This is a genomic window from Oceanisphaera sp. IT1-181 (assembly GCF_033807535.1).
Classification (GTDB): Bacteria; Pseudomonadota; Gammaproteobacteria; order Enterobacterales; family Aeromonadaceae; genus Oceanimonas.
The window spans coordinates 3,447,623-3,472,089 of the sequence record NZ_CP136856.1; the positions used below are offsets into that span (position 1 = coordinate 3,447,623).

General features: G+C 52.1%; 22 protein-coding genes and 1 pseudogene. 14 read left to right on the top strand and 9 right to left on the bottom strand.

From position 1 onward, the window contains the following. Positions 1–168: 168 nt before the first annotated feature. From uvrD to lptM, 7 genes are all read right to left on the bottom strand, one after another. Entirely contained in the window at positions 169–2,337 is a 2,169-nt protein-coding gene (gene uvrD, locus R0134_RS15305; protein ID WP_319782805.1) for a DNA helicase II, read from the bottom strand. 44 nt (positions 2,338–2,381) lie between these two features. Beyond that, positions 2,382–3,089, bottom strand: coding sequence for an HAD-IA family hydrolase (locus R0134_RS15310; protein WP_319782806.1), 708 nt, complete (start codon positions 3,087–3,089; stop codon positions 2,382–2,384). A 259-nt stretch (positions 3,090–3,348) separates the two neighbouring features. Continuing rightward, complete coding sequence (xerC, locus tag R0134_RS15315; protein WP_319782807.1) at positions 3,349–4,287, bottom strand: tyrosine recombinase XerC; 939 nt, start codon at positions 4,285–4,287, stop codon at positions 3,349–3,351. Continuing rightward, positions 4,284–5,060 carry a DUF484 family protein gene (locus R0134_RS15320; protein ID WP_319782808.1) on the bottom strand — a complete coding sequence of 259 codons (777 nt, stop codon included), beginning with the start codon at positions 5,058–5,060 and terminating at the stop codon, positions 4,284–4,286. The genes xerC and R0134_RS15320 overlap by 4 nt, the downstream gene beginning before the upstream one ends. Further along, positions 5,057–5,866, bottom strand: coding sequence for a diaminopimelate epimerase (gene dapF, locus R0134_RS15325; RefSeq protein WP_319784390.1), 810 nt, complete (start codon positions 5,864–5,866; stop codon positions 5,057–5,059). Before dapF ends, R0134_RS15320 begins: the two co-directional genes overlap by 4 nt. Before the next feature lie 27 nt (positions 5,867–5,893). Next, positions 5,894–7,150 carry a diaminopimelate decarboxylase gene (gene lysA / locus R0134_RS15330; protein WP_319782809.1) on the bottom strand — a complete coding sequence of 419 codons (1,257 nt, stop codon included), beginning with the start codon at positions 7,148–7,150 and terminating at the stop codon, positions 5,894–5,896. A gap of 11 nt (positions 7,151–7,161) precedes the next feature. Then, positions 7,162–7,377 carry an LPS translocon maturation chaperone LptM gene (gene lptM / locus R0134_RS16545; RefSeq protein WP_413641415.1) on the bottom strand — a complete coding sequence of 72 codons (216 nt, stop codon included), beginning with the start codon at positions 7,375–7,377 and terminating at the stop codon, positions 7,162–7,164. On the opposite strand from lptM, the gene cyaY reads away from it, so the two are divergent. Further along, entirely contained in the window at positions 7,357–7,668 is a 312-nt protein-coding gene (gene cyaY / locus R0134_RS15335; RefSeq protein ID WP_319782810.1) for an iron donor protein CyaY, read from the top strand. The genes lptM and cyaY overlap by 21 nt on opposite strands. A 91-nt stretch (positions 7,669–7,759) precedes the next feature. On the opposite strand, the gene R0134_RS15340 is transcribed toward cyaY, so the two are convergent. Next, the gene (locus R0134_RS15340) at positions 7,760–10,252 is read right to left on the bottom strand and encodes a class I adenylate cyclase (protein WP_319782811.1); all 2,493 of its coding nucleotides are present in this window, start codon (positions 10,250–10,252) and stop codon (positions 7,760–7,762) included. 196 nt (positions 10,253–10,448) lie between these two features. Here R0134_RS15340 and hemC point away from each other — a divergent pair, with 196 nt between their 5' ends. The 4 genes and pseudogenes from hemC (at position 10,449) to R0134_RS15360 (ending at position 14,745) form a co-directional block, all read left to right on the top strand. After that, positions 10,449–11,378: a hydroxymethylbilane synthase gene (gene hemC / locus R0134_RS15345; RefSeq protein WP_319782812.1), complete on the top strand. Its 930-nt coding sequence runs from the start codon at positions 10,449–10,451 to the stop codon at positions 11,376–11,378. After that, positions 11,375–12,133 (top strand): uroporphyrinogen-III synthase, encoded by a 759-nt coding sequence (locus R0134_RS15350; RefSeq protein WP_319782813.1) that lies wholly within the window; start codon positions 11,375–11,377, stop codon positions 12,131–12,133. Before hemC ends, R0134_RS15350 begins: the two co-directional genes overlap by 4 nt. A gap of 331 nt (positions 12,134–12,464) precedes the next feature. Continuing rightward, positions 12,465–13,487 (top strand): annotated as a pseudogene (locus tag R0134_RS15355) (uroporphyrinogen-III C-methyltransferase); the annotation flags it as partial. 10 nt (positions 13,488–13,497) lie between these two features. Further along, positions 13,498–14,745, top strand: a complete 1,248-nt coding sequence (locus R0134_RS15360) for a heme biosynthesis HemY N-terminal domain-containing protein (RefSeq protein ID WP_319782815.1) — start codon at positions 13,498–13,500, stop codon at positions 14,743–14,745. 442 nt (positions 14,746–15,187) lie between these two features. On the opposite strand, the gene R0134_RS15365 is transcribed toward R0134_RS15360, so the two are convergent. Next, positions 15,188–16,054 carry an NAD(P)-dependent oxidoreductase gene (locus tag R0134_RS15365; RefSeq protein ID WP_319782816.1) on the bottom strand — a complete coding sequence of 289 codons (867 nt, stop codon included), beginning with the start codon at positions 16,052–16,054 and terminating at the stop codon, positions 15,188–15,190. Between the two features lie 860 nt (positions 16,055–16,914). Between R0134_RS15365 and R0134_RS15370 the strand changes: the two genes are divergently transcribed. From R0134_RS15370 to R0134_RS15410, 9 genes are all read left to right on the top strand, one after another. After that, positions 16,915–17,823 (top strand): urease accessory protein UreD, encoded by a 909-nt coding sequence (locus R0134_RS15370; protein WP_319782817.1) that lies wholly within the window; start codon positions 16,915–16,917, stop codon positions 17,821–17,823. Positions 17,824–17,923: 100 nt separating this feature from the next. After that, on the top strand, positions 17,924–18,226 hold the full coding sequence (gene ureA, locus R0134_RS15375; protein ID WP_319782818.1) for an urease subunit gamma: 303 nt from the start codon (positions 17,924–17,926) through the stop codon (positions 18,224–18,226). Between the two features lie 11 nt (positions 18,227–18,237). Continuing rightward, complete coding sequence (locus tag R0134_RS15380) at positions 18,238–18,573, top strand: urease subunit beta (RefSeq protein WP_319782819.1); 336 nt, start codon at positions 18,238–18,240, stop codon at positions 18,571–18,573. Next, positions 18,570–20,273: an urease subunit alpha gene (gene ureC, locus R0134_RS15385; protein WP_319782820.1), complete on the top strand. Its 1,704-nt coding sequence runs from the start codon at positions 18,570–18,572 to the stop codon at positions 20,271–20,273. The genes R0134_RS15380 and ureC overlap by 4 nt, the downstream gene beginning before the upstream one ends. A gap of 21 nt (positions 20,274–20,294) precedes the next feature. After that, entirely contained in the window at positions 20,295–20,825 is a 531-nt protein-coding gene (gene ureE / locus R0134_RS15390) for an urease accessory protein UreE (RefSeq protein WP_319782821.1), read from the top strand. Beyond that, complete coding sequence (locus R0134_RS15395; RefSeq protein ID WP_319782822.1) at positions 20,797–21,522, top strand: urease accessory protein UreF; 726 nt, start codon at positions 20,797–20,799, stop codon at positions 21,520–21,522. Before ureE ends, R0134_RS15395 begins: the two co-directional genes overlap by 29 nt. Positions 21,523–21,554: 32 nt before the next feature. After that, the gene (ureG, locus tag R0134_RS15400; RefSeq protein WP_319782823.1) at positions 21,555–22,193 is read left to right on the top strand and encodes an urease accessory protein UreG; all 639 of its coding nucleotides are present in this window, start codon (positions 21,555–21,557) and stop codon (positions 22,191–22,193) included. 73 nt (positions 22,194–22,266) lie between these two features. Then, positions 22,267–22,854: a HupE/UreJ family protein gene (locus R0134_RS15405; RefSeq protein WP_319782824.1), complete on the top strand. Its 588-nt coding sequence runs from the start codon at positions 22,267–22,269 to the stop codon at positions 22,852–22,854. A gap of 187 nt (positions 22,855–23,041) precedes the next feature. Beyond that, on the top strand, positions 23,042–24,307 hold the full coding sequence (locus R0134_RS15410; RefSeq protein ID WP_319782825.1) for a RidA family protein: 1,266 nt from the start codon (positions 23,042–23,044) through the stop codon (positions 24,305–24,307). Positions 24,308–24,467: the final 160 nt, after the last annotated feature.

Below are 24,467 nucleotides of genomic sequence, written 5' to 3' on the forward strand. Positions count from 1 at the left end.
GGTAAAGAATATTTTGACGACTTCCGGCCAGATAAATCGGCCTCTACAAAAGTCTAAAGCAAGATCCTGACTTTCGTCAGGATGACGGCACAATAAAAAAGCACCTAACCCTAAGGCTCGGTGCTTTTCTACTATCTGACAGCTGAACGCTGACGGCTTACCGCTTTCTTATAAAGCTTCTAACCGCGCATAGGCGGTCACTAGCCATTTGCTGCCGCTACCTTCAAAGTTCACTTGTACGCGGCTGTGATCACCCGCGCCTTCGTAGTTTAATACCACGCCTTCGCCAAATTTGGGGTGCATCACTCTTTGCCCCAGCTTAAAACCGGTTTCATTAAAGGTGTCTTGCACGCGGTCTTGGCTAAAACGGCCATTGGGCATGGCGCGGCTCACCGTGGCTTTAAGGCGCACTTCATCTAAGCAATCTTGGGGCAGCTCTTTAATAAAGCGGCTGGGGCGATGAAACATTTCTTTGCCATATACGCGGCGGGTTTCCGCATGGCTAATAAAGAGCTTACTCATGGCGCGCGTCATACCCACATAAGCCAAGCGGCGCTCTTCTTCAAGGCGCTGGCTGTCTTCTGCGGACTGCTGGCTGGGGAACATGCCCTCCTCCACGCCCACCATAAATACCAGTGGGAATTCTAGACCTTTGGCCGAGTGCAGCGTCATCAGTTGCACCGCATCATCAAATTGATCGGCCTGACTTTCGCCCGCCTCTAATGCCGCATGAGATAAAAACGCCGACAGCAAAGACATATCATCGTCTTCCGAGGGCGTAAATTGGCGGGTGGCGCTAACCAGCTCTTCTAAGTTTTCGACCCGCGCTTGGGCTTTTTCGCCGCGCTCGGCTTGGTACATGGCTTTGAGGCCCGACTGCTCAATAACGCGGTCGGTTTGCACGTGCAAAGGCAATTCGCGGGTGTCATCTTCCAACTGATTAATTAAGGCTAAGAAGCGACTCACCGCCGTGGCGGCGCGACCACTTAACACCTTTTCTTCAACTAAGGCCCACGCTGCCTGCCACATGGTCAGTTGACGATCGCGTGCTGCTTCGCGTACTAGGCCAAGGGTGCGCTCGCCAATGCCGCGAGTGGGCGTGTTGACGATGCGCTCAAAGGCCGCTTCATCGCCACGGTTATTCATTAACCGCAAATAGCTGAGTGCATCTTTAATTTCTTGGCGCTCAAAGAAGCGCAAGCCCCCGTAAATGCGATAGGGCAAGCGCGCCTGAATTAATGCTTCTTCTAATACCCGCGACTGGGCGTTGTTACGATATAAAATCGCCACTTCGCTCAGCACATTATCTTGTTGCTGCCATTGCTGGATTTGCCCTACGGCAAAGCGCGCTTCGTCCACCTCGTTATAGGCGCCGTAAATGGAAATCTGCTCGCCAGCTTCGCCCTCGGTCCACAGCTCTTTACCCATGCGCTCGGTATTATTGGCGATCAGGGTATTTGCGGCCTTCAGGATAGTAGCGGTAGAGCGATAATTTTGCTCTAGACGCACGGTTTCAGAGCCGGGGAAATCGCGCAAGAAACGGGCAATATTTTCTACTCTAGCGCCGCGCCAGCCATAGATAGACTGGTCGTCATCGCCCACTATCATTACCCGCGCCTGGGTGCCGGCCAGCATTTGCAGCCAAGCATATTGAATGCTGTTGGTGTCTTGAAACTCATCCACCAAAATATGGCGGAAGCGGTCTTGGTAATGGGCCAGAATATGCGGCTTATACAGCCATAATTCGTGGGCACGGAGCAGCAATTCGGCAAAATCTACTAAGCCGGCGCGATCACAAGTATCTTGATAAACCTGATAAATACGCTGATAAGTTTGCTGAATAGGGTCGTGCAAAATTTGAATGTCTTTGGCCCTTAAGCCTTCGTCTTTGCGGGCATTAATAAAGCCGGCTACTTGGCGCGGCACCCACTGCTTATCATCCAGATTCATACCCTTGAGAATGCGGCGCAACAAGCGCAGCTGATCGTCTGAGTCGAGAATTTGAAAGTCTTGGGGCAGATTGGCATCCAGATGATGGGCGCGCAGCAGTCGATGGGCAAGACCATGGAAGGTGCCCAACCACAGGCCAGAAAGGCGGCCACCCAGCAGTTGCTCAACCCGGCCGCGCATTTCGGCGGAGGCTTTATTGGTAAAGGTGACCGCCAAAATCGCCGAGGCCGGCACATTTTCTACCTGCATCAGCCACGCAATGCGATGCACCAGCACCCGTGTTTTACCACTGCCGGCGCCCGCCAGCACTAGCATGTTCTGGGCGGGAGCGGCCACCGCCGCCCTTTGCTCGTCGTTCATGCCGTCAAGCAGGCTGGATACATCCATTACAACTCCTGAGTTTATTTACAGTATTAGCATCTGCGGGGGGATTATAACAGCTCCAGCATTTGCTCCAACCGTTCCAGCTCAACATGAGGTAAACACTGTAAATCGGCGGCACTACGCCCTTGGTCATTGAGCCAAATGGTCTGGCAACCGCTGTGCACAGCACCCAACACATCGGTATTAATATGGTCGCCAATGTGCAGAATTTCACTTAACTGCACGCCGGTTTGCGCGGCGAGCAGATTAAACATGTCCGCCGCCGGCTTCATGCGACCATCAATACCGGCGCGCAAAACGGTCTTAAAATACGGTGCCAAGACGGTGTTCTCTATGGGCAAATTACCATTAGTGATCACCGCTAATTGATAACGTTGGCCCAGCTCGGTAAGCACTTGATGGCTAACAGCGGGCACTGTTATTTTGCCGCGCTCAGTTAAAAAGCCCTGATAAAACTCTGCAGCCATTTCGGCGGCAAGCGTATCGGCGACGCCTTGCTGGCGTAAGCCTTGAGTTAAGATGCGCAGTCGCAGTGCGCTCACATCGTGACTCAGCTCAGGCTCACTCGATAAAATTTGGCGTTTAATCTTCGCTAAACTCTCGGCACTGAGCAACGTGGATTCAGGCCGATGATTTTTTAGCGCCTGTAATAACCAAGCTTCTGCCGCCGCTATGACCGGCTCGTTATCGTACAAGGTGTCATCTAGGTCAAAGCTGATCACCTTCACCGGCGTCAGTCGTTTATAAAAGCGCATGGAAAATCCTTATTAAAAAGCTGGAAGCTAGAGCTGTTTTTGCCACGGAAGAACACGGAACTCAAGGAAGCAGTTCACGGGCGACAAAAGATAATAAATGTATAGTAAGCACATCCCTGATCCTTACTAGATGGTGTTTTAGATTTTACTATTAAGATCTCTTTCAGATCTGATCACTATTGTTCCGTGTTCTTCCGTGCGTTCCGTGGCAAAAAAGGGGTTTATCTGTTGGCTCTTTGTCTTTAGCTCGACGCTGAACTTATTCTTCTTTATCCCGTTTGGCTCTGGGGTGGGCTTGGTCGTAGGCTTTGGCTAAGTGTTGAAAGTCCAGATGGGTGTAAATCTGGGTGGTGGCTAAATCCGCGTGGCCGAGTAGCTCTTGTACCGCGCGTAAGTCGCCGCTGGATTCCAACATATGAGTAGCGAACGAGTGGCGCAATTTATGGGGGTGAATATGGCTGGATAGTGACTGTTTACCGCCCCACTCGGCCATGCGCAGTTGTACGCTGCGATGACTAATGCGCCGCTGACGTTGGCTAACAAATAAGGCGAACTGTTCGCCGCCCGCGATGGCATCGCGCACTTTAAGCCACTTTGCTAGCCATTCCAGCGCCATGCGCCCCACCGGTAAAATCCGCTCTTTATTACCTTTACCGATAACGCGCACTTGGCGTTCATCAAACTGAATATCGCCCAGATTTAAATCGACTAATTCTGCCAATCGTAGGCCCGACGAGTACATCAGTTCCATAATGGCGCGATCGCGCACCGCTAACGGATCTGACTCATCGATATTCATCAATTGATGCAGCTCATCCACGTCGAGGTTTTTCGGTAACGGGCGGCCTTGCTTGGGCGCGCTCACGCCGCGAGCCGGATTGGCCTGCAGTTGGCCTTGGATGATCAGCCAATCACAAAAGCTGCGCAGCGCACTTAACTTGGTCGCGATAGAACGCGGCGATAAGCCACCTTTGTGCATGCGGGTGGCAATGCCGCGTACATGATTAATGGTGAGCTCAGACCAAGAATGCAGCGCTAACTCAGCCAACTGCTCGGCCATGGCATTAAGGTTGCGGCCATAACCGGTGCGGGTATTCACGCTTAATTGGCGCTCCACGCGCAGATATTCGAGAAACTCCTCGATAACAAGAATCAGCGCCGCGGTACTGTGGCCCGCACTCTTATCCTGCTCAATCATAATGCTTGCGCTGTTACTAGTTCGGGCAATACCCGCGATACTACATCAGCCAATTGACGGAGCAAAAAGGTATCCATATCTGAGCCATAATGACCGGCATCGGTGCTGCCAAAGGCCAATAAGCCCAGCTCGCCTTTAGTGCCTAGCCGAATTAAGGCGAAAGAGTTCACTAAGGAGTCTTGAAACAAGCGCAACTTTTCTTCTTTGCCTAGCCGACCTAAGTATTCGCTTTGGCTAGCCATACGCTCGCGATATAAACGCTCTAATTGTTCTCCGCCTGAGCTGGCCGCACCAGGAAAGGTACGCCCATCCACGATTAAACGTACCGCAGGAATGCGTAACTGCTCTTGCAAGCTATGCCGAATGCAAAGCTCGAGTTCAAGTACGCTTTCGCAATCAAATAAACGTGGCATCAGCTCCATATATACCTGAAAGATACGCTCGTTTTCGCTGGCAACTGTCAGCAGCGCGCTACGCTCATCTTCGAGTTCATAAATGCGCAGCCGTTGCTGCTCAAGCTTGGCTTCGACCAATGACAGGCTGCCGCGTTCTTGATGAGGCACCCTTAGCTTGCCTAACAAACTGGGTTGGCGAGCAAAAAATTCCGGCTCGGCGGCTAAGTAGTCGGCAATACGCGCGTCGTTCAAGCTCGGCTCTCTGGGCTCTAATACTAAATTAGGCATTGAATCTGGCACTACGTCTGCCCTTAATTCCACTGCTAGATTGGTCGCTAACTTAGGTTCAGCCAAGGTGGCATTGACGGTCTTATTCATAAATTAATTTGTCCATCAAATACATGCTCAGCCGAGCCTGTCATATACACCGGCTTGCCCGGGCCTTGCCAAGCGATTTGTACGCTACCGTGAGCAAAGTGCACTTGTACGCGATCGCTAAGCTTACCCCAATAGATGCCCATCACGGCGGCGGCGCAGGCGTTGCTACCACTGGCTAATACTTGGCCGGTGCCACAACTGTAGCTACTAAGCTTAATCTCACGGGCATTAAGCACTTGCATAAAACCCACGTTTACTTGATTAGGAAAGCGCTCATGTTGGGCCAACTCAGGGCCTAAGGCGGCCACTAAGTCGGTGCTAATGTCGTCCACTTCTACGATGCAGTGCGGATTGCCCATGGACACCACGCCGCACAACACGGTTTGTAAGGTTGAGGGCACCAAATAGGTTTTTTCAACCTTTTGCGCCTTAAAAGGGATTTTGGCGGGGTCAAATTCGGGGATACCCATATTGACCGTCACCTGATTATCTTTTTCTAGAGTGAGCGTCACATGGCCGTTTTGGGTGCTAACGCTAATGCGGTCTTTATAGGTTAAGCCTTTTAAGCGCACGAAGCGGGCCAGACAACGGGCGCCATTGCCGCACTGTTGGGTTTCGCTGCCATCGGCATTAAAAATACGGTAGTGAAAGTCCAGATCCGGATCGTAGGGCGGCTCGATCAGCAATAGCTGATCGAACCCCACACCAAAATGACGATCGGCTAATTGCCGAATCACCTCGGGATTAAAAAATACCTTCTGCGTGATGCCATCAACCATCATAAAGTCGTTGCCGAGGGCCTGCATTTTGGAAAAGTGGATCACAGATTCCCCTTAAGCCTTGGGCAGCAAGTGCTCACCGCGCCACAAATCGTTAAGTTGTTCGCGCTCACGTACGACTGTGGCAGTGGCACCATCAACCATAATTTCGGCGCCGCGGGGACGACTGTTGTAGTTAGACGCCATCACAAAGCCATAAGCACCGGCTGAACGTACCGCCAGCAAGTCGCCTTCGGTAATCGCCAATTCACGGTCTTTACCGATAAAGTCACCGGTCTCACAAATTGGGCCCACTACGTCATATACCGCAGATGGGCGTTCTAAGGTGCTATCTACCGGAATTATGGCCTGCCAAGCGCTGTATAAGGCTGGGCGAATTAAATCATTCATGGCCGCATCGACGATGGCGAAGCTTTTCGCCTCTCCTGGCTTTAAATGCTCAACGCGGGTCAATAATACTCCAGCGTTAGCAGCAATGGCGCGGCCCGGTTCAAATACCAGCGTTAGCTTACGACCTTGCAACTTAGCCTTAATTTGCTTTACGTACTCTCTGGGCTCTGGTGGCGTTTCGTCGTCATAACGCACGCCTAAGCCACCGCCCACATCCAGATGCTTAATGTGAATGCCGTCAGCGGCCAGTGCATCAATCAGCACTAATAATTTATCGACCGCTTCTAAGAATGGCGCCACTTCGGTGAGCTGAGAGCCAATGTGGCAATCCAAACCGTGAATCTTTAAGTTTTTCATCTCAGCCGCATGGCGGTAAATGTCTTGGGCTTGCTCGATAGGAATACCAAACTTATTTTCTTTAAGACCAGTCGAAATATAAGGATGGGTGCCTGCATCTATGTCCGGATTTACACGGATCGAGATCGGAGCCACACGGCCCATACGACCGGCAACCTCGTTGATACGTGACAGTTCGGCCACGGATTCGACGTTAAAACAGAAGATATTTTTTTCCAGCGCAAACTCGATTTCATCGACTCGCTTGCCCACGCCAGAGAATACTACCTTGCTGGCATCGCCGCCGGCGGCTAGAACGCGGCACAACTCGCCCTTAGAAACGATATCAAAGCCAGAGCCTAAACGTGCCAGCACATCCAGTACTGCCAAGTTAGAGTTGGCTTTTACCGCGTAACAAATTAGGTGCGGAAAATCACCGGCGGCTTGGTCGAATGCATGCCAATGGCGCTCTAAGGTTGCGCGTGAATAAACATATAAGGGGGTGCCGTGTTGTGCGGCCAGTGCTGTTAAATCGCAGGCTTCACCGTAAAGGCGGCCATCTTCCTGATAATTAAAATAATCCAAGGTGTTTTCCTTTACGACTGCTCAACGTGAGGTGGATTGGCTTGCGTTTCGGGCAAGGTTAACGGCCCTTTCAGGCCACATGCCGACAAACTTAGGCATAATGCCATCAATGTGGTTAACTTGAGTATCTTCATAGGATGACTGTGAATATGTTTCCAGGCTCTTATAATCTCATTCATATTCTCAAAAGCAATAGGAAGCGGATCATGAAAGACAGTGAGTTTCATGCCTTGGCTGACGCCATTTACCAACACATTGAAACCAGTATCGATAACAGTGGTGTCGATATTGATTGCGAAACCATAGGCGGCGTGATGACGCTGACCTTCGAAAACAACGTTAAATTCGTGATTAATCGCCAAGAGCCCCTGCATCAAATCTGGCTGGCCACCCGTGAAAACGGCCATCACTTTGCCCTAAAAGACGAGCAATGGATTGATAATCGCCAAGGCCACGAGCTACTCAGCTGGCTGAGCCTGCAGGCACAACGCCAAGGTGAAACCGAACTGGCGCTGTAAGCTAGCGACGCTCAGTTCGTTGCCTGACTTTATCAGCTAACTGCTTGTTAATTAACTACTATCAAATCACTTATTCTCAAGTAACAGTTTATCAACTAAAGAGCGCCGGGGCTTCGTCTCGGCCCTCTTTGCTGGTTTTAAAGGGCAACACTTTTTGCTGCCCTTGCTCTTCTACTATCTCGTAATACTGAGGCAGATTAAAGTGTGCAAAGCGGCTTTGGCCCGCGCCTTGCTGATTTGAAGCGTAAAACCGATTAATGCTTTGTATCAGCTCATCTTTACTGCCAGAAATCTGCCGATATACCTCTACTCGATTAGCTTCATCCAAAATATACAGGTTGTAGTCGTCACCGCTGTCTTCGAAGAAAAATTGCATTAGGCCTTCGCTGGCATACACATCGACGATGTCTGGCACCGGCTTGCCCACTTGTTGATCCAGCTTCAGGCTGCCGTGGGAGGTGGATGGTCGCAGCTCTGGCTCAACCACCGCTTGTTTTTGTACGCTCACACCGCGACGTTCGAAGAAGATGCTGTGCTCTTCCGTACCTAGGCGCACGGTTTTAACTGTGCTGCCTTGATCCCGCGCCAGCCGTAAACTGATGCATTCTTTCACTAACAACTCAAAACGGGTGCGGATCAGGCTGCGAAAATTCAGGCTGTAGCAAAATATCTGCACGCTTTCTGGCGGTGTGGCCCCTTGATGCATCTTGCCCAAGATAGTGGTCAAAGCTTCGAGTATCGCCGCTGGGCCACTGAAGTGTAAGGAGCGAATTTCATCCCAAGAGTTGCGATACAAGACATCAATCGAGCCCACCAAGTTTTCTCTTTGCTGGCCAAAGCTAAAGGGATCACTGGTTTTGGTGGTAAATTCAATGGCTCGGCTACGCCACTGGGCGGTGGGATCTTGTTCTAGATTCAGAAAAATACCTAACTCGCGTACTTCACAGGGTCGGCTGAGCGCCAAGTTGCTGGGTGAAGGGGCTCGAACCAGAAAAACACGAGCCAAATCGCGGCAGAACTCCTGTAAGTGCTGTAAGTTAACGTCCGTATCTTGATTAAACAGCTGCAGCTCGGTGTCGTTCGTTAATAGGCCATTAAAATGCGCCCAGGCCACCAACTTACTGGCGTAACGGCTGTGCTCTAAAGGCTTACGGCCAATGAGCTCGGTGGCGGTCAGGCCTTGCTTATATAAATACCATCCTGCGTCATGCAGGCGGCCTTCTGGCACTTGCACCAAGCTGATATTGGCCTCTGATAAGTCTGGCGCTATGCCTAAGTTGATCAGCTGCACTTTGCCCGGCAGGTTTTCGAAGGCGGCATACAACTTGCGCGATAAAATGCCGATATCTTCTGGGTTAATCGACTCGCTGATGCGGTTACGCTGGGCAAACTGGATCAAATTACGATAGCTATGCATCAAGGCTTCCAGCAGCTCTTTATAAGCCAGCCTAACCTGCTCTACTTTCCAATGATCACGATTATTGAGCAAGGCAACTTTGTCCGCCGGCCATTCCCAGGCCGCGATCAAGCGCTTAATTTGCTCGTGGCGCCGAGCATAGCGCGCTTGGCTTAAGTCCACGCCTTGGGATATTTTCAAGTAGAAACAACGTCGCACTAAGTCGAGGCGCTTTTCATCATCGATGGACTTCAGATACCCCGTCACCTTCTCCAACATCAACATATAGTGATCTTGGCGCTCATCGAGTCGGTCCGCGTCGTGTAAATGCCCTTTTAAATCCCGGCACAGCAGCTGAGTATCAGGATACTCATGGGAATAGGCTTCCATCAGAATGGTTTTCAGCACCGCCTTATAAGGCGAGTCGATACTTTTATACAGCTGCCACAGCGCAGAGCCAAAATACTCTTCCGCTGGAATACGGGCAAAGCCGCCTAAATCCAGCCACTCATCATGATTCAGGGTGCCGTTGGCAAATTGCTCCGCCACAAAGCTGTCGTAACGCGGCCCCAATTGTCCGGGCGCGAACATCCACACCAAGCGCTTGCCGGCAATCACTAAATGGCTGCGATAAAATTCATCCAGCAATAACAAGTGCTGGGCACTGCCACAGCTTTCGCCGGCGACGGACTCTTCATTATCGGTACGAAACTTGTTATCTGGGATCAAAAACAGATTCAGCTCAACTTGGCGCTGAGCGGCCCATTGGGAAATAAGCAGGCATTTTTGTTGCAGCCACGCCACCCGCTCGGACGCCATGGTGTGGGAATAGCAGACCCAAACATCGAGATCTGAGTCGAGACTTTGGCCAATGGAAGAAGTACTGCCCATGCAGTAGACGCCAAAAATTTCATTGTGCCCAGATTCCAAGCCTTGATGGCCGTTGGCCGCTTGACATAAGTCATCAATAAATTCTTGTTGGCGAGCATTAGGTAAAAATTGGCACACACCCGCAGGTACATCACCCGGTACGAAACCAGGCAACAGGGGGTGATGGTAATGCAGCAACACCGGCAGTAGTTGGAATACTTGCTGCCCGTAACGGCTCATGACCGCGAGGGCATGGGCTTGTTTTTGCTCATTAAACTGATCACATCGCGCTAAGAGCTGATGAAAATTCTCGTGCAAATGTACAGGCCTTTGGTGGACCGACACGGACTCAAATCGAGTCAAAAGTGTGATCATGGTAACAATTTGGCAATAGATGAACAATATATGTCGCACCAAACCGCTTCAAGATGGTGCCTAAGCGGCTTTCTCCCCTGTAATGACAGCACAGGAATGATAATATCGAGTCATTAGTGGATATTGAGAAGAGATTCAAATGGCAAATCGCACCATACGTATAGCTACGCGCAAGAGTCTGCTGGCCCTGTGGCAGGCTCATTATGTTAAAGAGCAGCTGGAATTGCTGCATCCGCACATTACCGTTGAACTGGTGCCCATGACCACTAAAGGCGACGTGCTCTTGGACACACCTTTGGCCAAGATTGGCGGCAAAGGCTTGTTTATTAAAGAATTAGAGCAAGCTATGCTGGAAGGCAGAGCCGACATCGCCGTACATTCTATGAAAGACGTGCCAGTCGAGTTTCCTGAAGGTTTAGGCTTAACGGTAATTTGTGAGCGCGAAGACCCGCGCGATGCGTTTGTTTCCAATAACTATACCCATTTAGAGCAGTTACCTGCCGGTGCTGTGGTTGGTACCGCCAGCTTGCGCCGCGAATGCCAAATTCGCGCTCGTTATCCGCACCTAGAAATTAAAGTACTACGCGGCAACGTGCAAACCCGTTTGCGCAAGCTCGATGACGGCGAATATGACGCCATTATCTTGGCTGCCGCCGGCCTGAAGCGCTTAGATCTAGAAGACCGCATTGCCGGCTTAATGAGCCCAGAAGACAGCTTGCCCGCCAATGGCCAAGGTGCCGTGGGTATCGAATGCCGCGTTGATGACGCCGAGTTACTCGCATTATTAGCGCCTTTGGATCATTACGAGAGCCGCCTGCGCGTAGAAGCGGAGCGCGCCATGAATAAAGGCTTGATGGGCGGTTGCCAGGTGCCCATTGGTGCTTATGCAGAATTGCAAGGCGACCAGCTGTGGTTGCGCGGTTTAGTAGGCCGCCCTGATGGCAGCGAAGTGATTTATGAAGAAATGACTGGTCCTGCTACCCAAGGTAAAGAAATGGGTGCCGAAATGGCCAAGCGTTTACTCGCCCGTGGTGCCGATAAAATACTAGCCGAGGTGGTTGAGTCATGATCCCGTTGGTGGTGCGCCCCGAGCCTCAGGCCAGTAGTTTAAGCCAAGCTTTGCTTGCGGCCGGCCACCAACCGGTGACCAGCCCTTTGCTCAGCTTTGTAGAGGGTAATGAGCTCAACCGCCTACCCGCGTTACTGAGTTCGCTTTCAAGCGCAGATTATGTGATAGCGGTCAGCGTACAAGCGGTAAATTTTACGCATACTGCCTTACAGAGCAAAGGCTTAGTTTGGCCTAAGGCTCACTATATCGCGGTGGGCGAAGCCACCGGCAATGCCTTTGCCACCGTGGGCGTCTTAGGCGCCGCCGTACCGGACGACCCGCGCTCTGAGGGCATTATTGCGTTGCCCGGCTTAGATGAATTAACTGAGCGTCGCGTAGTTATTTTACGCGGTAACGGTGGGCGGCATATGATAGCGCCCACCTTGACCGGACGCGGGGCAAGGGTCGATTATTGTGAAGTATATCGTCGCCAATATCTTCAAGACCCAGATGGAAAACTGTTGAAAAGCTGGCAGAGCCAAGGTGTGGACAGTATTATCATCACCAGTGGTGGTTTATTAAGCCATATTGTGCAATTGGCAACGGCCAGCGCAAAGGACTGGCTGCTAAGCCGTTTATTGATTGTGCCCAGCATACGCGTAGTAGAAGAAGCCAAGGAGCTGGGCTTCACTCAGATCATAAATGCAGAAGGTGCATCCAATCAGGCTCTGATTGCCGCTCTGGATGAAAGGAACCCCAATGACAGACAAGACTGATAAGAACCAACAGCATAATAATACGGCTACCGGTGAGCAAAAATCTGCAGACCTAAGCAAGACTCCACTGACGGCAGCAGTCAGCAAGGGTGCCAGTGCGCCCGCGATGGCACCCGCAAGTACGCCCGACAGCGGTAAAACACAGCCTGCCACCTCTACTTTGGCTACCGATGCCAAAGCGGACGCGGTCAAGCCGGAGCCCACATTGAGCACCACTAGTACAGGCTCAACGAGCGGATCCAAGCCTGCAGACGCTAAGCTCGGTCAAAGCGAAACCGCCAACAGCCCGGCTCACGCTAAAAGTACGGCCGGTGCTACGGCTCCGCCACCGCCGCCCGTCGAGCCTACGCCTTCAAAAAGCTCAAACGCAGGCAAGGTGTTGGGCATTATCGCCATTATTATTGCCATCTTGTTGGCTGCCTTTTTATATTGGCATGGCCATAATCAAGCGCTCGCGCAAGCCGAACAGGTCCAGCAATTACAGCAGCAGTTGCAACAGCAACAGCAGCAAGTACAAGACGCTCTCAAGAACGCCGAAGGTAAACAAGCCAAGCAATTAGCCAGCGTGGCCAGCCAGCAAGATGGGGTGAATGAGCAGCTCGAAGGCTTATCGCGCAAAATCTTAGATTTAGACACCAAACGCCCCAACGACTGGATGCTGGCGGAAGCCGAGTATTTAGTACGTATGGCGGGTCGTAAGTTGTGGTTAGAGCAAGACGGTGTGTCTGCCGCCATGATGCTGGCCAATGCGGATGAGCGCTTAGCTGCCGTGAACGATCCCAGCCTAGCGCCGGTGCGCCGCGCATTAGCAGAAGACATTGCTGCCATTAAATCGGTACCAAAAGTCGACCGCGAAGGCCTGGTGATCAAGCTCAATAGCATCAGCAATCAAGTGGATAAGCTGAAGTTAGACGGCGTGATCCTAGCGCAAGCAGCAGAGCCTGACTTTACCGTCTCAGGCTCGGTGAGTGATTGGAAAGAGAACTTAAAGAAAAGCTGGTCAAGCTTCAGTGATGATTTTGTCACCGTGCGCCGCCGCGATGGCAAGGTAGATGCACTGTTATCACCGCAGCAGCATTGGTACTTAAGCGAAAACTTGAAAGGCACGCTGTTACAAGCACAGTTGGCGGTCTATCGCGATCAGCAAGAAATCTATGACAGCGCGCTCGAACAAGCCAGTGACTGGTTAACGACCTACTTTGCTGATGACAGCGTTCGTCAATTTATGTTGGAGCAAATCGAGCAGTTACGCGGTCAACAAATCAAAGTCGAATATCCACAGCAGTTTAGCGCTCAAGACAATTTGAAGCAGCTGTTGGATGAGAGATTACAACGCCTGTTAACTGGCCAGTAAGGGGAAGTCCATGATACGTCTTGCGATTATCATCGCCATCCTGGCCGCCGGCCTGATTATTGGGCCTAACATTAGCGGTCAACAAGGCTATGCACTGCTAGCGGTGGGTAATTACACCATTGAAACCACGGCCACGGTATTTTTAGTGGGCATAGTGTTGTTTTATATGCTGCTGCTGTTTATTGAATGGCTGCTGGGCCGCATCTTTGGCTTAGGCCATAAAACGCGCAGCTGGTTTGTAGGTCGCCGCCGCCGTAAGGCGCTGAACTACACCCAAAGTGGCATGCAAGCCTTGGTAGCCGAAGACTATGCGGTAGCAGAAAAAATGCTCCTCAAGGGCGCTAAAGGCAATGATTTAGCACTGCTTAACTACCTTAATGCTGCCACTGCCGCTCAGGCGTTAGGCCATGACACTAAGCGCGATGATTATCTGCGTTTAGCGCAGGAGCATAACCCGGGTGCCGGTTTAGCGGTGGGCTTAACGCAAACCCGCTTGCAGTACCAAGAAGGCCAATTTGAATTAGCCTTGGCCGGTGTGCAGCAGTTAAACCAAGAATATGGCAGCCATCCGGCGCTACTTAAGCTGCAAAAAGACGTGTATTTAGCGACTGGTCAATGGCCTGAGCTGATGACCACACTGGATGTGTTAGCCAGCCAAGGGTTGATTGAAACGAGTGAGCAGCAAGCGCTCAAGCAACAGGCTTATGCGGGCTGGTTTGATAGCGTGGCCAAGACCGAAGGCAGTGCCGGTTTAATTACTTTATGGCAAGGGCTCTCTCGCAAAGAGAAGTATCAAGCGGATATTTTGGTGCCCTTGTGTGAGCGATTAATTGCCTTAAAGGCCCATCAAGAAGCACAGCAGTTATTGCTGGAAGGCATCAATAAAGAGTCAAACCCACGACTCTTGGTATGCATGACGCAGTTACAGCTGAGCGACTATCATCCACTGCTGACCAACCTCGAGAAAAAGGCCAAGAACCACTCTTCTGCCCAATTGCACTCGACCTTAGGTCAGTTGTACTTAAAGGACGATAAGCCTGAGCTGGCCGAGCAACACTTGCAACAAGCCATCAGCTTGCAGCCTAAGTCTGCAGATTACATCTTGCTGGCGGGCTTAGCCGAGCAGCGTGAAGAGGTAAGCCAAGCCAACGATTACTATCGCCGAAGCCTAGCACTCGGAACAGCAGTTGCTATAGTTCCTGAAGAAAAGGTTACAGAAGCAAAAGCTACAGAAGTGAAGCTGCAAAAGTTGAAATAGACTAAAAGTAGTGATCACTCCAGATACGCAGAAGGAGCCGAAAGGCTCCTTTTTTATGGGCCACTAATAAGATAAAGATCAAAAGATAAGGCTATTTTGCAACGGAAGAACACGGAATCCACAGAAAAATTAAGATGAGCTAAGGTCGAAAGGGCTCATTATTGGTGAGCGAAACATAGCAACGACAGAGCCACCAACGCATTCTGCTACGCATAACCGGCGAAGTCTTCTTCGCTGAAGAGACGGCCGGCAACGCAGGGGCTGGTGCACTGATCTTACCCATTAATATTTTCAGATTTGTTCTCTATTTTTCCGTGGGTTCCGCGGATTCCGTTGCGAAAAAATCTTTAAGGTCTGGTTTTAGTGTGGGTTTAACTTCTAACCACTCCAAAACAAAAAAGGAGCCTTGCGGCTCCTTCATCTAATCTGTTTCTCGTAGTGATTAGTCTTTGTATAACTTGATAAGCGTTGCTGGGTCGCGCTCTAAGAAGCCTTTGCTGCCGTGTTGGCGCATTAGCTGTGCCGCCAAACCAGACATGGGCACGGCGGTGCCTTCGAGCTTGCTCTGGCTAACGGCCATATCCAAGTCTTTTAACAGTGTGCGTACATGCCACTTAGGATCTGGGTCTGACTCAGCGGCCATTAGCGGGCCAGTGATTTGCATCGGCTTAGAATCGGCAAAGCCGCCGGCCAGCGCTTCGGGAATCTTATCCGCTGCCACGCCGCAGGCTTTGGCTAATGCCATCATCTCCGCCAATACCATTAAGTTACAACCCACTATCATCTGGTTACAGACTTTAGTGACTTGGCCCGCGCCTACTGGCCCCATATGAGTGGAGCGCTGTGATAAGGGCGCCAAAATGGGCTGAATGCGCGCAATATCTGCCGCTTCACCGCCACACATAATGGCCAGCGTGCCTTGTTCTGCACCCACAACGCCACCGGAAACCGGTGAGTCTACCCAGTTCATGCCGCAAGCGTCTTTTAACTTGGCGGCAAACTCGCGAGTGGCAGTGGGGTCTGAGCTAGAAAAATCCACTAGCAACTGATCGGCGCCGCCATTTTCGACCACGCCACCGACACCAAATACCACCGTCTCTACCACTTCGGTATTGGCCACGCACAGCAAGATAACATCCACCTGCTCAACCAGCTCAGCGATAGAGTTAGCGACAGTTGCGCCAGCGGCTTTAACCTCAGCTAGCTTATCGGCACTGCGATTCCACACGGTAACGGCAAAGCCTGCGTTCAATAACCGCTGAGTCATGGGATTGCCCATTAAGCCAATACCAATAAATCCTAGTTTCATTCACACCTCTCCCTTTTGGTCAGATATTTAGTCTAATAATAGCTATAAGCGTCATACCGCCTTGTTAGAGAAGCAGTCATTGTTCCAACTGATAACATGATGACGCAACCAACCACTGATAGACTTTTTGATCGCTATCTGCTGACGTTATACTCTAATTGATGATGCTCGAGCAATCAGTCTGACAAATGGCTCAAGTTGGATATATCAGTATTTTATCCCGAGTATTGCAACGACTATAATAGACCACAGGGTTCATAACTATTTGAATAAAGCTCTGTGCATCTTTAATTCTAAGATTCAAAGGAGAACTCTGTTTCCTCTTCTTGAGTTCCGCATTGTCTGCGGGTGTCCTAACTTTACAGAACAACAAAATAGAGCCATTACTTAATTAATTGGATATTAAAAACCCGCACCTCTCCACTCTGGCCAAGCTCATGTGGCCAATAATTGGCCACATGAGCTTGGGAACCAAATTAAATTAATTTTTTCCCAAAATTGCACACTGGTTCCTAGACGATTGTTTTTCATTGCGATATAATCGGCACAGGGCACAGCTGGTGGTTCGAAAAGTCTGTTTTTTCAGGCCTTTGAGTTCCTCAAATTGGCATACACACCCAGAGACGTTCGTCTCCGCCCTAACCTGTATACGAAGTTTATCTATACCATTTTTACATTTTCCAGCAATGAATGCTCGCAAGCTAATAACTGGCGGCGGCAGATAAGCCGAATCCGTCAACCTGACCGTGGACGTTCCCGATCATTCTGCTATCTTCAGCTTATAGTCCTGCCTGTCAGGAAAATCGGCTGATGATTCGGCGACGGCGCTGTATTGGGATCATAAAAAGGTGTTCGATGGCATGACGACTCTCTCTTATATGCCCGTAAAACAACGGGCAGTCGTGGATTCTGGGCATCGCTTTGATGCCGGCCGCCACTGGGCGGCCTCTTTAACACTGGGGTTTGGTGTCCGCTCGGCCGGTAATACCAACATCACCAGTATGATCAAAGCTCATCACTTTGGGCCCTTGCGCGTGCAAAGACCGTTTTATCCGGAAGGTCGCGACGGCTGCTGCCATGTATATCTGTTACACCCACCCGGTGGCTTGGTCAGTGGTGATGCTCTCAACGTGGATGTCACCGTAGCGGCAGGTGCTCACACCCTGTTGACCACGCCAGCGGCGAACAAACTCTACAGAGCCGACAGCAATGGCGTGGCCTGGACTCAGCACACCCATCTAAAAGTGGCCGATAATGCCACACTAGAATGGCTGCCCCAGGAAACTCTGGCCTTCGACGGCTCTCGCGGCGCGCAAACCTTCATCATCGAACTGGAAGACAACGCCAAATGCTTAGGCTGGGAAATTCTCGGCCTTGGCCGCCCCGCCAGTGATTTGCCGTTTGCGAGCGGTTACCTTGAACAACGCTTTCAGGTTACCCGAAATGGCCGCCCCTTATGGTTAGAACGCCAGTCTCTAGACCCCAACCATCGCCGATTCATCGGTAAATGGGGCCAGGGAGGTGCGACCGTACACGCTACCTTGTGGGCGATTGGTCTGGCCGATCCCGCTGAAGCTATCGAAGCGCTACGTTCACAGCTGCCAGCCAGCTGTCGCTGGGCGGTGACTTATCGCCGAGGCGTGCTGCTGCTTCGCTACCTCGGCCATGAACGTAATGAAATATGGGATTTGTTTCAGCAGGCGCGTGTCATTCTGCGCCCGCGGCTGACCGGACACGAGGCCACCATACCTCGGATCTGGCTGACCTGATTATTCACGTCAAAGCTCCTGCTTTGGCGCCGATCAGCGCCTATGCTTGTTATGTGGCATAGGTCATCAATACAAAACGTCGACGGCTACGGAGTTAGCGATGGAATTAACACCAAGAGATAAAGATAAGTTGCTGTTGTTTACTGCGGGGCTGCTTGCCGAACGCCGCAAGGCCAAAGGACTCAAGCTGAACTACCCTGAATCGATCGCGCTGATCAGTTGCGCCATTATGGAAGGCGCTCGTGAAGGCCGCACCGTGGCGGACATGATGAGTGCCGGCCGTGAAATACTGACCCGTGACGATGTGATGGACGGCGTTGCCGAGATGATCGAGGACGTGCAAGTCGAAGCAACCTTTCCCGACGGTACCAAGCTGGTCACCGTTCATCACCCCATTGTCTGAGGAGGCTAACCATGATTCCCGGTGAATATCAACTGCAAAGCGGTGACATCGAACTGTGTGTCGACCGTGAAAGCATCACCATTAGTGTCGCCAACACCGGTGACCGCCCCATACAGGTCGGTTCCCACTATCACTTTGCCGAAACCAATCCGGCGTTGCGCTTGGATCGTAAACAAGCTTACGGTTATCGCCTAGCTATAGCCGCAGGTACGGCTATTCGTTTCGAGCCGGGCCAGAGTCGTGAAGTGTCGTTGATTCCGTTTTCCGGCCTGCGCCGTATTTACGGCTTTCGTGGTGAGGTTATGGGACCACTAGATAAGAGCTCGAAAGAGGGAGCAGCAACATGAAGATTTCCCGCCAAGCATATGCGGATATGTATGGACCGACTACCGGTGACCGAGTTCGTCTGGGTGATACCGAATTGTGGATCGAAATCGAACACGACCACACCCATTACGGTGAAGAAGTAAAATTCGGTGGCGGCAAAGTGATTCGTGATGGTATGGGTCAGAGCCAGCGTTGCGACGACGCCGTGATGGACACTGTCATCACTAACGCCATCGTCATCGACTGGTGGGGCATCGTTAAAGCCGATGTGGGCCTGAAAAACGGTCGCATCGCGGCTATCGGCAAGTCCGGTAACCCGGATACCCAGCCCGATATCGACATCGTTATCGGCCCCGGTACTGAAATCATCGCCGGTGAAGGTCACATCCTTACCGCGGGCGGCGTCGATACCCACGTGCACTATATTTGCCCACAGCAGGTGGATGAAGCGCTGATGAGTGGCCTGACCACCATGATCGGCGGTGGTACCGGCCCAGCCACCGGCTCGGTCGCGACCACCCACACTCCCGGCCCCTGGCACTTGGGAAAAATGATGCAAGCGGTAGACGATTTACCGATCAACATCGGCTTTCTCGGCAAAGGCAGCGCCAGTACGCCAGAAGCGCTGGAGCAACAGGTCAAAGCAGGTGCCATGAGCCTGAAAATCCACGAGGATTGGGGCGCAGCACCGGCCTCCATCAGCAACGCGCTGGATGTGGCCGATCGTTATGATATTCAGATCGCCATTCACGCCGACAGTCTGAACGAATCCGGTTTTGTGGAAGATACCCTGGCGGCCTTCAAAGACCGTTGCATTCACACCTACCACACCGAAGGTGCCGGTGGTGGTCATGCTCCCGATATTATCGTCGCCTGTAGTCTGCCTAACGTATTGCCGTCGTCCACCAACCCGACTCGGCCGTACACCATTAACACCATTGATGAACACCTCGACATGCTGATGGTATGTCACCACCTGGATCCGAATATCCCGGAAGACGTGGCCTTTGCCGATTCCCGCATCCGTCGCGAAACCATTGCCGCCGAAGATATCCTCCACGACATGGGGGTGATTTCGATGATATCTTCGGATTCCCAAGCCATGGGTCGCATTGGTGAAGTGGTATGTCGCACTTGGCAAACCGCGCACAAAATGCGCTTACAGCGCGGCCTGTTGCCGGAAGACCAAGAACGCGGCACCGACAACTTCCGCGTGAAGCGTTACATCGCCAAATACACCATCAACCCCGCCATTACCCACGGCGTTGGCCACGAAGTCGGCTCCATAGAAGTCGGAAAGTTTGCAGATTTGGTGTTGTGGAAACCCAAGTTCTTCGGCGTCAAACCGTCGATCATCCTGAAAGGCGGCATGATCGCCGGCGCAGCCATGGGCGACCCTAATGCTTCCATATCCACGCCCCAGCCGGTGCATTACCGCCGCATGTTTGGTGCCTTAGGCAGAGCAGCAGCCGCAACGCGAATGACCTTCGTCAGTCAGGCCGCCATGAACACCGGGCTGGAAGAAAAACTGGGCCTGAAGAGCCCGCTGGTGGCGGTTAAAAACGTCCGCCAGATGCGTAAGAGCGATATGAAGCTGAACGACGCCTGCCCTGAGCTAACGGTAGATCCGCAAACCTATGAAGTGCGCGCAGACGGCGTGTTACTGACCTGTGAGCCGCTGTCCGAGTTGCCATTGGCCCAGCGCTATCATTTGTTCTAAACCGCTTGCAAGGACAACTAAATGCTTGAATTAACACAGCGAATAGACGGCAGCACTCAGGCCGAGGTGTACGACACACTGACCTTACCCTATGAGCTGCGCATTCGTGGCCGCCTGAAGGCGGTGACCGATAACGGCCGCGACGTCGGCCTGTTCCTCGATCGTGGCCCGGTGCTGCGCCACGGCGACCTGCTGCAAGCCAGCAGCGGTGAAGTGATCCGTGTTTGTGCCGCCGACGAGCCGGTCACCACCGCGTTCATCGGCAACGGTCTGCCCTTGGGCCGCCTGTGCTACCACCTGGGTAACCGCCACGTGTCACTCGCCATTGGCGCAGATGCAGACGGCCGTCACTGGGTGCGATTCCCTCCGGACCACGTACTGGAAGAGCTGGCGGTACTGCTGGGTGCTAGCCTGAGCCACCACCAGGCGCCGTTTGATCCGGAATCCGGCGCTTACGCACAGGCCGGCCGTGAGCACGCTCATTCTCATGGTCACGGACATGATCACTCCCATGGGCATTCTCATGACGACGGCCATAACCATGCACACTGATAACCAGCCAGTCGTGGCCAGTGATCTGGCACTACTGGGGTTGATGCAACTGATCAGCCCGGCTTTGCCGATTGGTGCATTCGCCTGGTCACAAGGTTTGGAGAGTGCGTTTGAGCTAGGCTGGGTACGCAACGAACAGGAACTGGGTGAGTGGCTGGAAGGTGTGCTCGACGATGGTCTGAGCCGCTGCGAATTGCCGGTGCTGGCACGGTTACAGAACTGCTGGGCCAAAAGCGACAGCGACGGCCTGGCATTCTGGAACGACTGGCTACACGCCAACCGCGAAACCGCCGAACTCAGCGATGAAGACACGCGCTTAGGGCTGGCGTTGATGCGCTTGCTCACCAGCCTGTCGCTGCAACCGCAGGCTGAGCAGGGCCACGCCCAATTGCCGGAAGACCCCGGTTACGTCACCGTATTCGCCTGGACCGCACACCAACGGCAAGTGCCGGTGCGTCAAAGCTTGCTCGGCTTTGTCTGGGGCTGGCTGGAAAACCAGCTCGCGGTGGCGTGCAAAGCCATGCCCTTAGGGCATACCGCGGCGCAACGCCTGAACGAACAGTTGCGCCCCAAGATGGTGGCCGCTGTTGAAACCGCACTGGCGCTGTCCGACGAGCAACTGGGCCCGATTCTGCCGGGGCTGGCCCTCGGCAGTGCCCAGCATGAAACCCAATATTCAAGATTATTCCGAAGCTGACCGCTTCGACCTCACAAGAAGGAAAGTTAGCAATGAAACATTGTTTACGAGTAGGCGTAGGTGGCCCGGTTGGTTCCGGCAAAACCGCCTTGTTGCGCCAGTTGTGTAAAGCCCTGAAAGATCACTACGACATCGCCGTGGTCACCAACGACATCTACACCCGTGAAGATGCCGACTTTCTGCTGAAGCACGACGCCCTGCCAGCCGACCGCATTCTCGGCGTAGAAACCGGCGGCTGCCCGCACACCGCCATTCGCGAAGATGCCTCCATGAACCTAGCGGCCATTGACGATCTGCAGGCGCGTCACCCCAACCTAGAACTGGTGCTGGTCGAATCTGGCGGCGACAACCTGTCTGCCACCTTCAGCCCAGAGCTGTCCGACCTGACCCTGTACGTAATCGACGTATCGGCCGGCGACAAAATACCCCGCAAAGGCGGCCCCGGCATTACCAAATCGGACCTGCTGATCATCAATAAGATCGACATCGCCCAATACGTGCATGCCTCGCTGGATGTCATGGAGCGAGATTCCAAAAAAATGCGCGGCGAGCGTCCCTTCATCTTCGCCAACCTGTACGACGGCGTGGGCGTGGAAGAAATCATCAGCTTCATCCTGAAGCAGGGCATGCTGCCCGAGCGCAGACCCGGAAAAGTGGGCAGCACTGCCTAAGCGGTCCCGACCTAGTCAAAACACAGTAGTAAAATAACTTAATAGTAAACAGAAAGAACAAACGGAGAACACCATGAACAAAATGACCAAATTGCTGATGACCGTTGGCCTAATGCTAACCGCCACCGCAGCCGTAGCCCACCCCGGCCATGGCGTGCTGCACACCCACAACGATTTTCTCAGCGGCTTGCTGCACCCCATGATGGGCCTTGACCACCTGCTGGCCATGGCCGCCATCGGTTTCTGGAGCATCCGCCAGAACACCGCAATGAAAAATGGCACTCCCTTGTTTGTCGTGGGTGGCATGATGGTGGGTGCGGCCCTAGCCTGGGGCGGCTTGAGTCTGGCTGGTGTGGAAATGGGCATCGCCATGTCGGTGCTGCTGGCCGGTATTCTGATCGCCACCATGGCAAAACTGCCCACCGCCGTTGGCGGTACCCTGGTCGCCCTGTTCATGATCACCCACGGCTACGCACACGGCACCGAAATGAGCGCTGGCGCCAGCCTGATGTCTTACATGGCCGGCTTCGTCCTCGCCACCCTGGCCATTACCTTTGTTGGCCGTAGCCTGGGCACCGTCATGCTGAAAGCCGATAACCGCATTACCCGTGCTCTGGGTGGCGTGGTTGCAGTTATTGGTGGTGTATTGGCTGCTGGCTGATCCTCCCCGAGTATAAAGTTGTCCTATAAGGGCGAGTCCAAAAAGCCGCGCGGGCTTTCGTGCGGCTTTTTAAATTTAGGTGTCCCGTCTTGAACCATTACCAGCTCTGTACGGGCTAAAAAGAAGACGGTGGAACCGAGTCAAACTGAAACCCAGTTAAATTATATCAAATAGGAGATATATCGATATGAGTGGCACTATTATCAAGCGTTCAATAAACACGGAAAATGCACCAGTAAGTTCTGTCTCTACACAAACTGTCGCTTTTTCTCATTACAATAATATTTCAGCTCAATTGCCCGTTGACCCCAAAACCGGTGCCATTGTAGCGGGTGATGTCACCGAGCAAGCAAAGCAGTGCTTTGAGAACATTAAAGCTATTGTGGAAAGCATCGACCACGTCATGGACGATGTTGTTAAAATCAATATCTTCTTGAAGAACATCGCGGACATTGACGCTGTAGACGCCGTTTATGCAACTTTCTTTCAGAACTACCTTCCTGTACGGACGACAGTCGCAGTGGCAGCTTTGCCTCTGGATGGTGCCTTACTGCAAGTTGATGCCCTTATTTCAAACGGTGAAGGAACGGCCCCACAAGCGCCTTGCGACCTGGTAAAGGTGGCAAAAAACACACAAAATGCGCCTACTAGCTCGACCTCCACACACACAGTGGCTTTTTCTCATTACAACAATATTTCAGCTCAATTACCGGTCGACCCTGCAACGGGTAAACTGGTCGCGGGTGGCGTTAAAGAGCAGACTGGCCAGTGCCTGAAGAATATCAAGGCTATTTTAGAAAGTATCGACGTTCCCTTTGACGATATTGTTAAAGTAAATATCTTCCTGAAAAACCTTGCTGACATTGATGCCGTCAACGAAGTCTACAGCACATTTTTCCCAGACTCGTCCATTGCCAGAGCTGTGGCCTATGTTCCTGCACGAACCGTCATTGCAGCTTCAGCTTTGCCTATGGATGCTTTGGTACAGATTGATGCGGTTGTGTCACACGGAGATGGCACGCCTCCACAAGCTGTTGAAGACAGACATGGCATCGTCATCAAAGCAAACAACACAGACAATGCCCCAAAGTGCGCTCTATCTACACAAACGGTCGCCTTCTCTCATTACAATCACCTTTCAGCTCAATTACCTGTAGACCCTAAAACGGGTGCATTGGTAGCGGGTGATGTAACCGTGCAGGCAAAGCAGTGCTTAACAAATATTCAAGCGATTGTAGAAAGTATCGGCCACGTGATGGACGATGCGGTTAAAATCAATATCCAGCTGAAAAATATCGCCGATATAGATGCGGTAAACGACGTTTACACCACTTTCTTCAACAGCGATCTTCCTGCAAGAACGACCGTTGGCGTATCAGCTATCCCGATGGACGCATTGGTACAAATTGATGCCGTTATCTCTAACGCTGAAGGTACACCACCAGCGTTATAAGTGTATTTTTGGTTCTGTCACAAAGCTTAATGGAACCATAATTGCACTCGTTTTCAGACGCACCTAGGCTGCGTTGGCATAAAAAAAGGCAACACAATAACCCATCAGGATTATCGTGTTGCCTCTCCCTTATTCCCCTTTCATTATGTTCCGCAAGCCT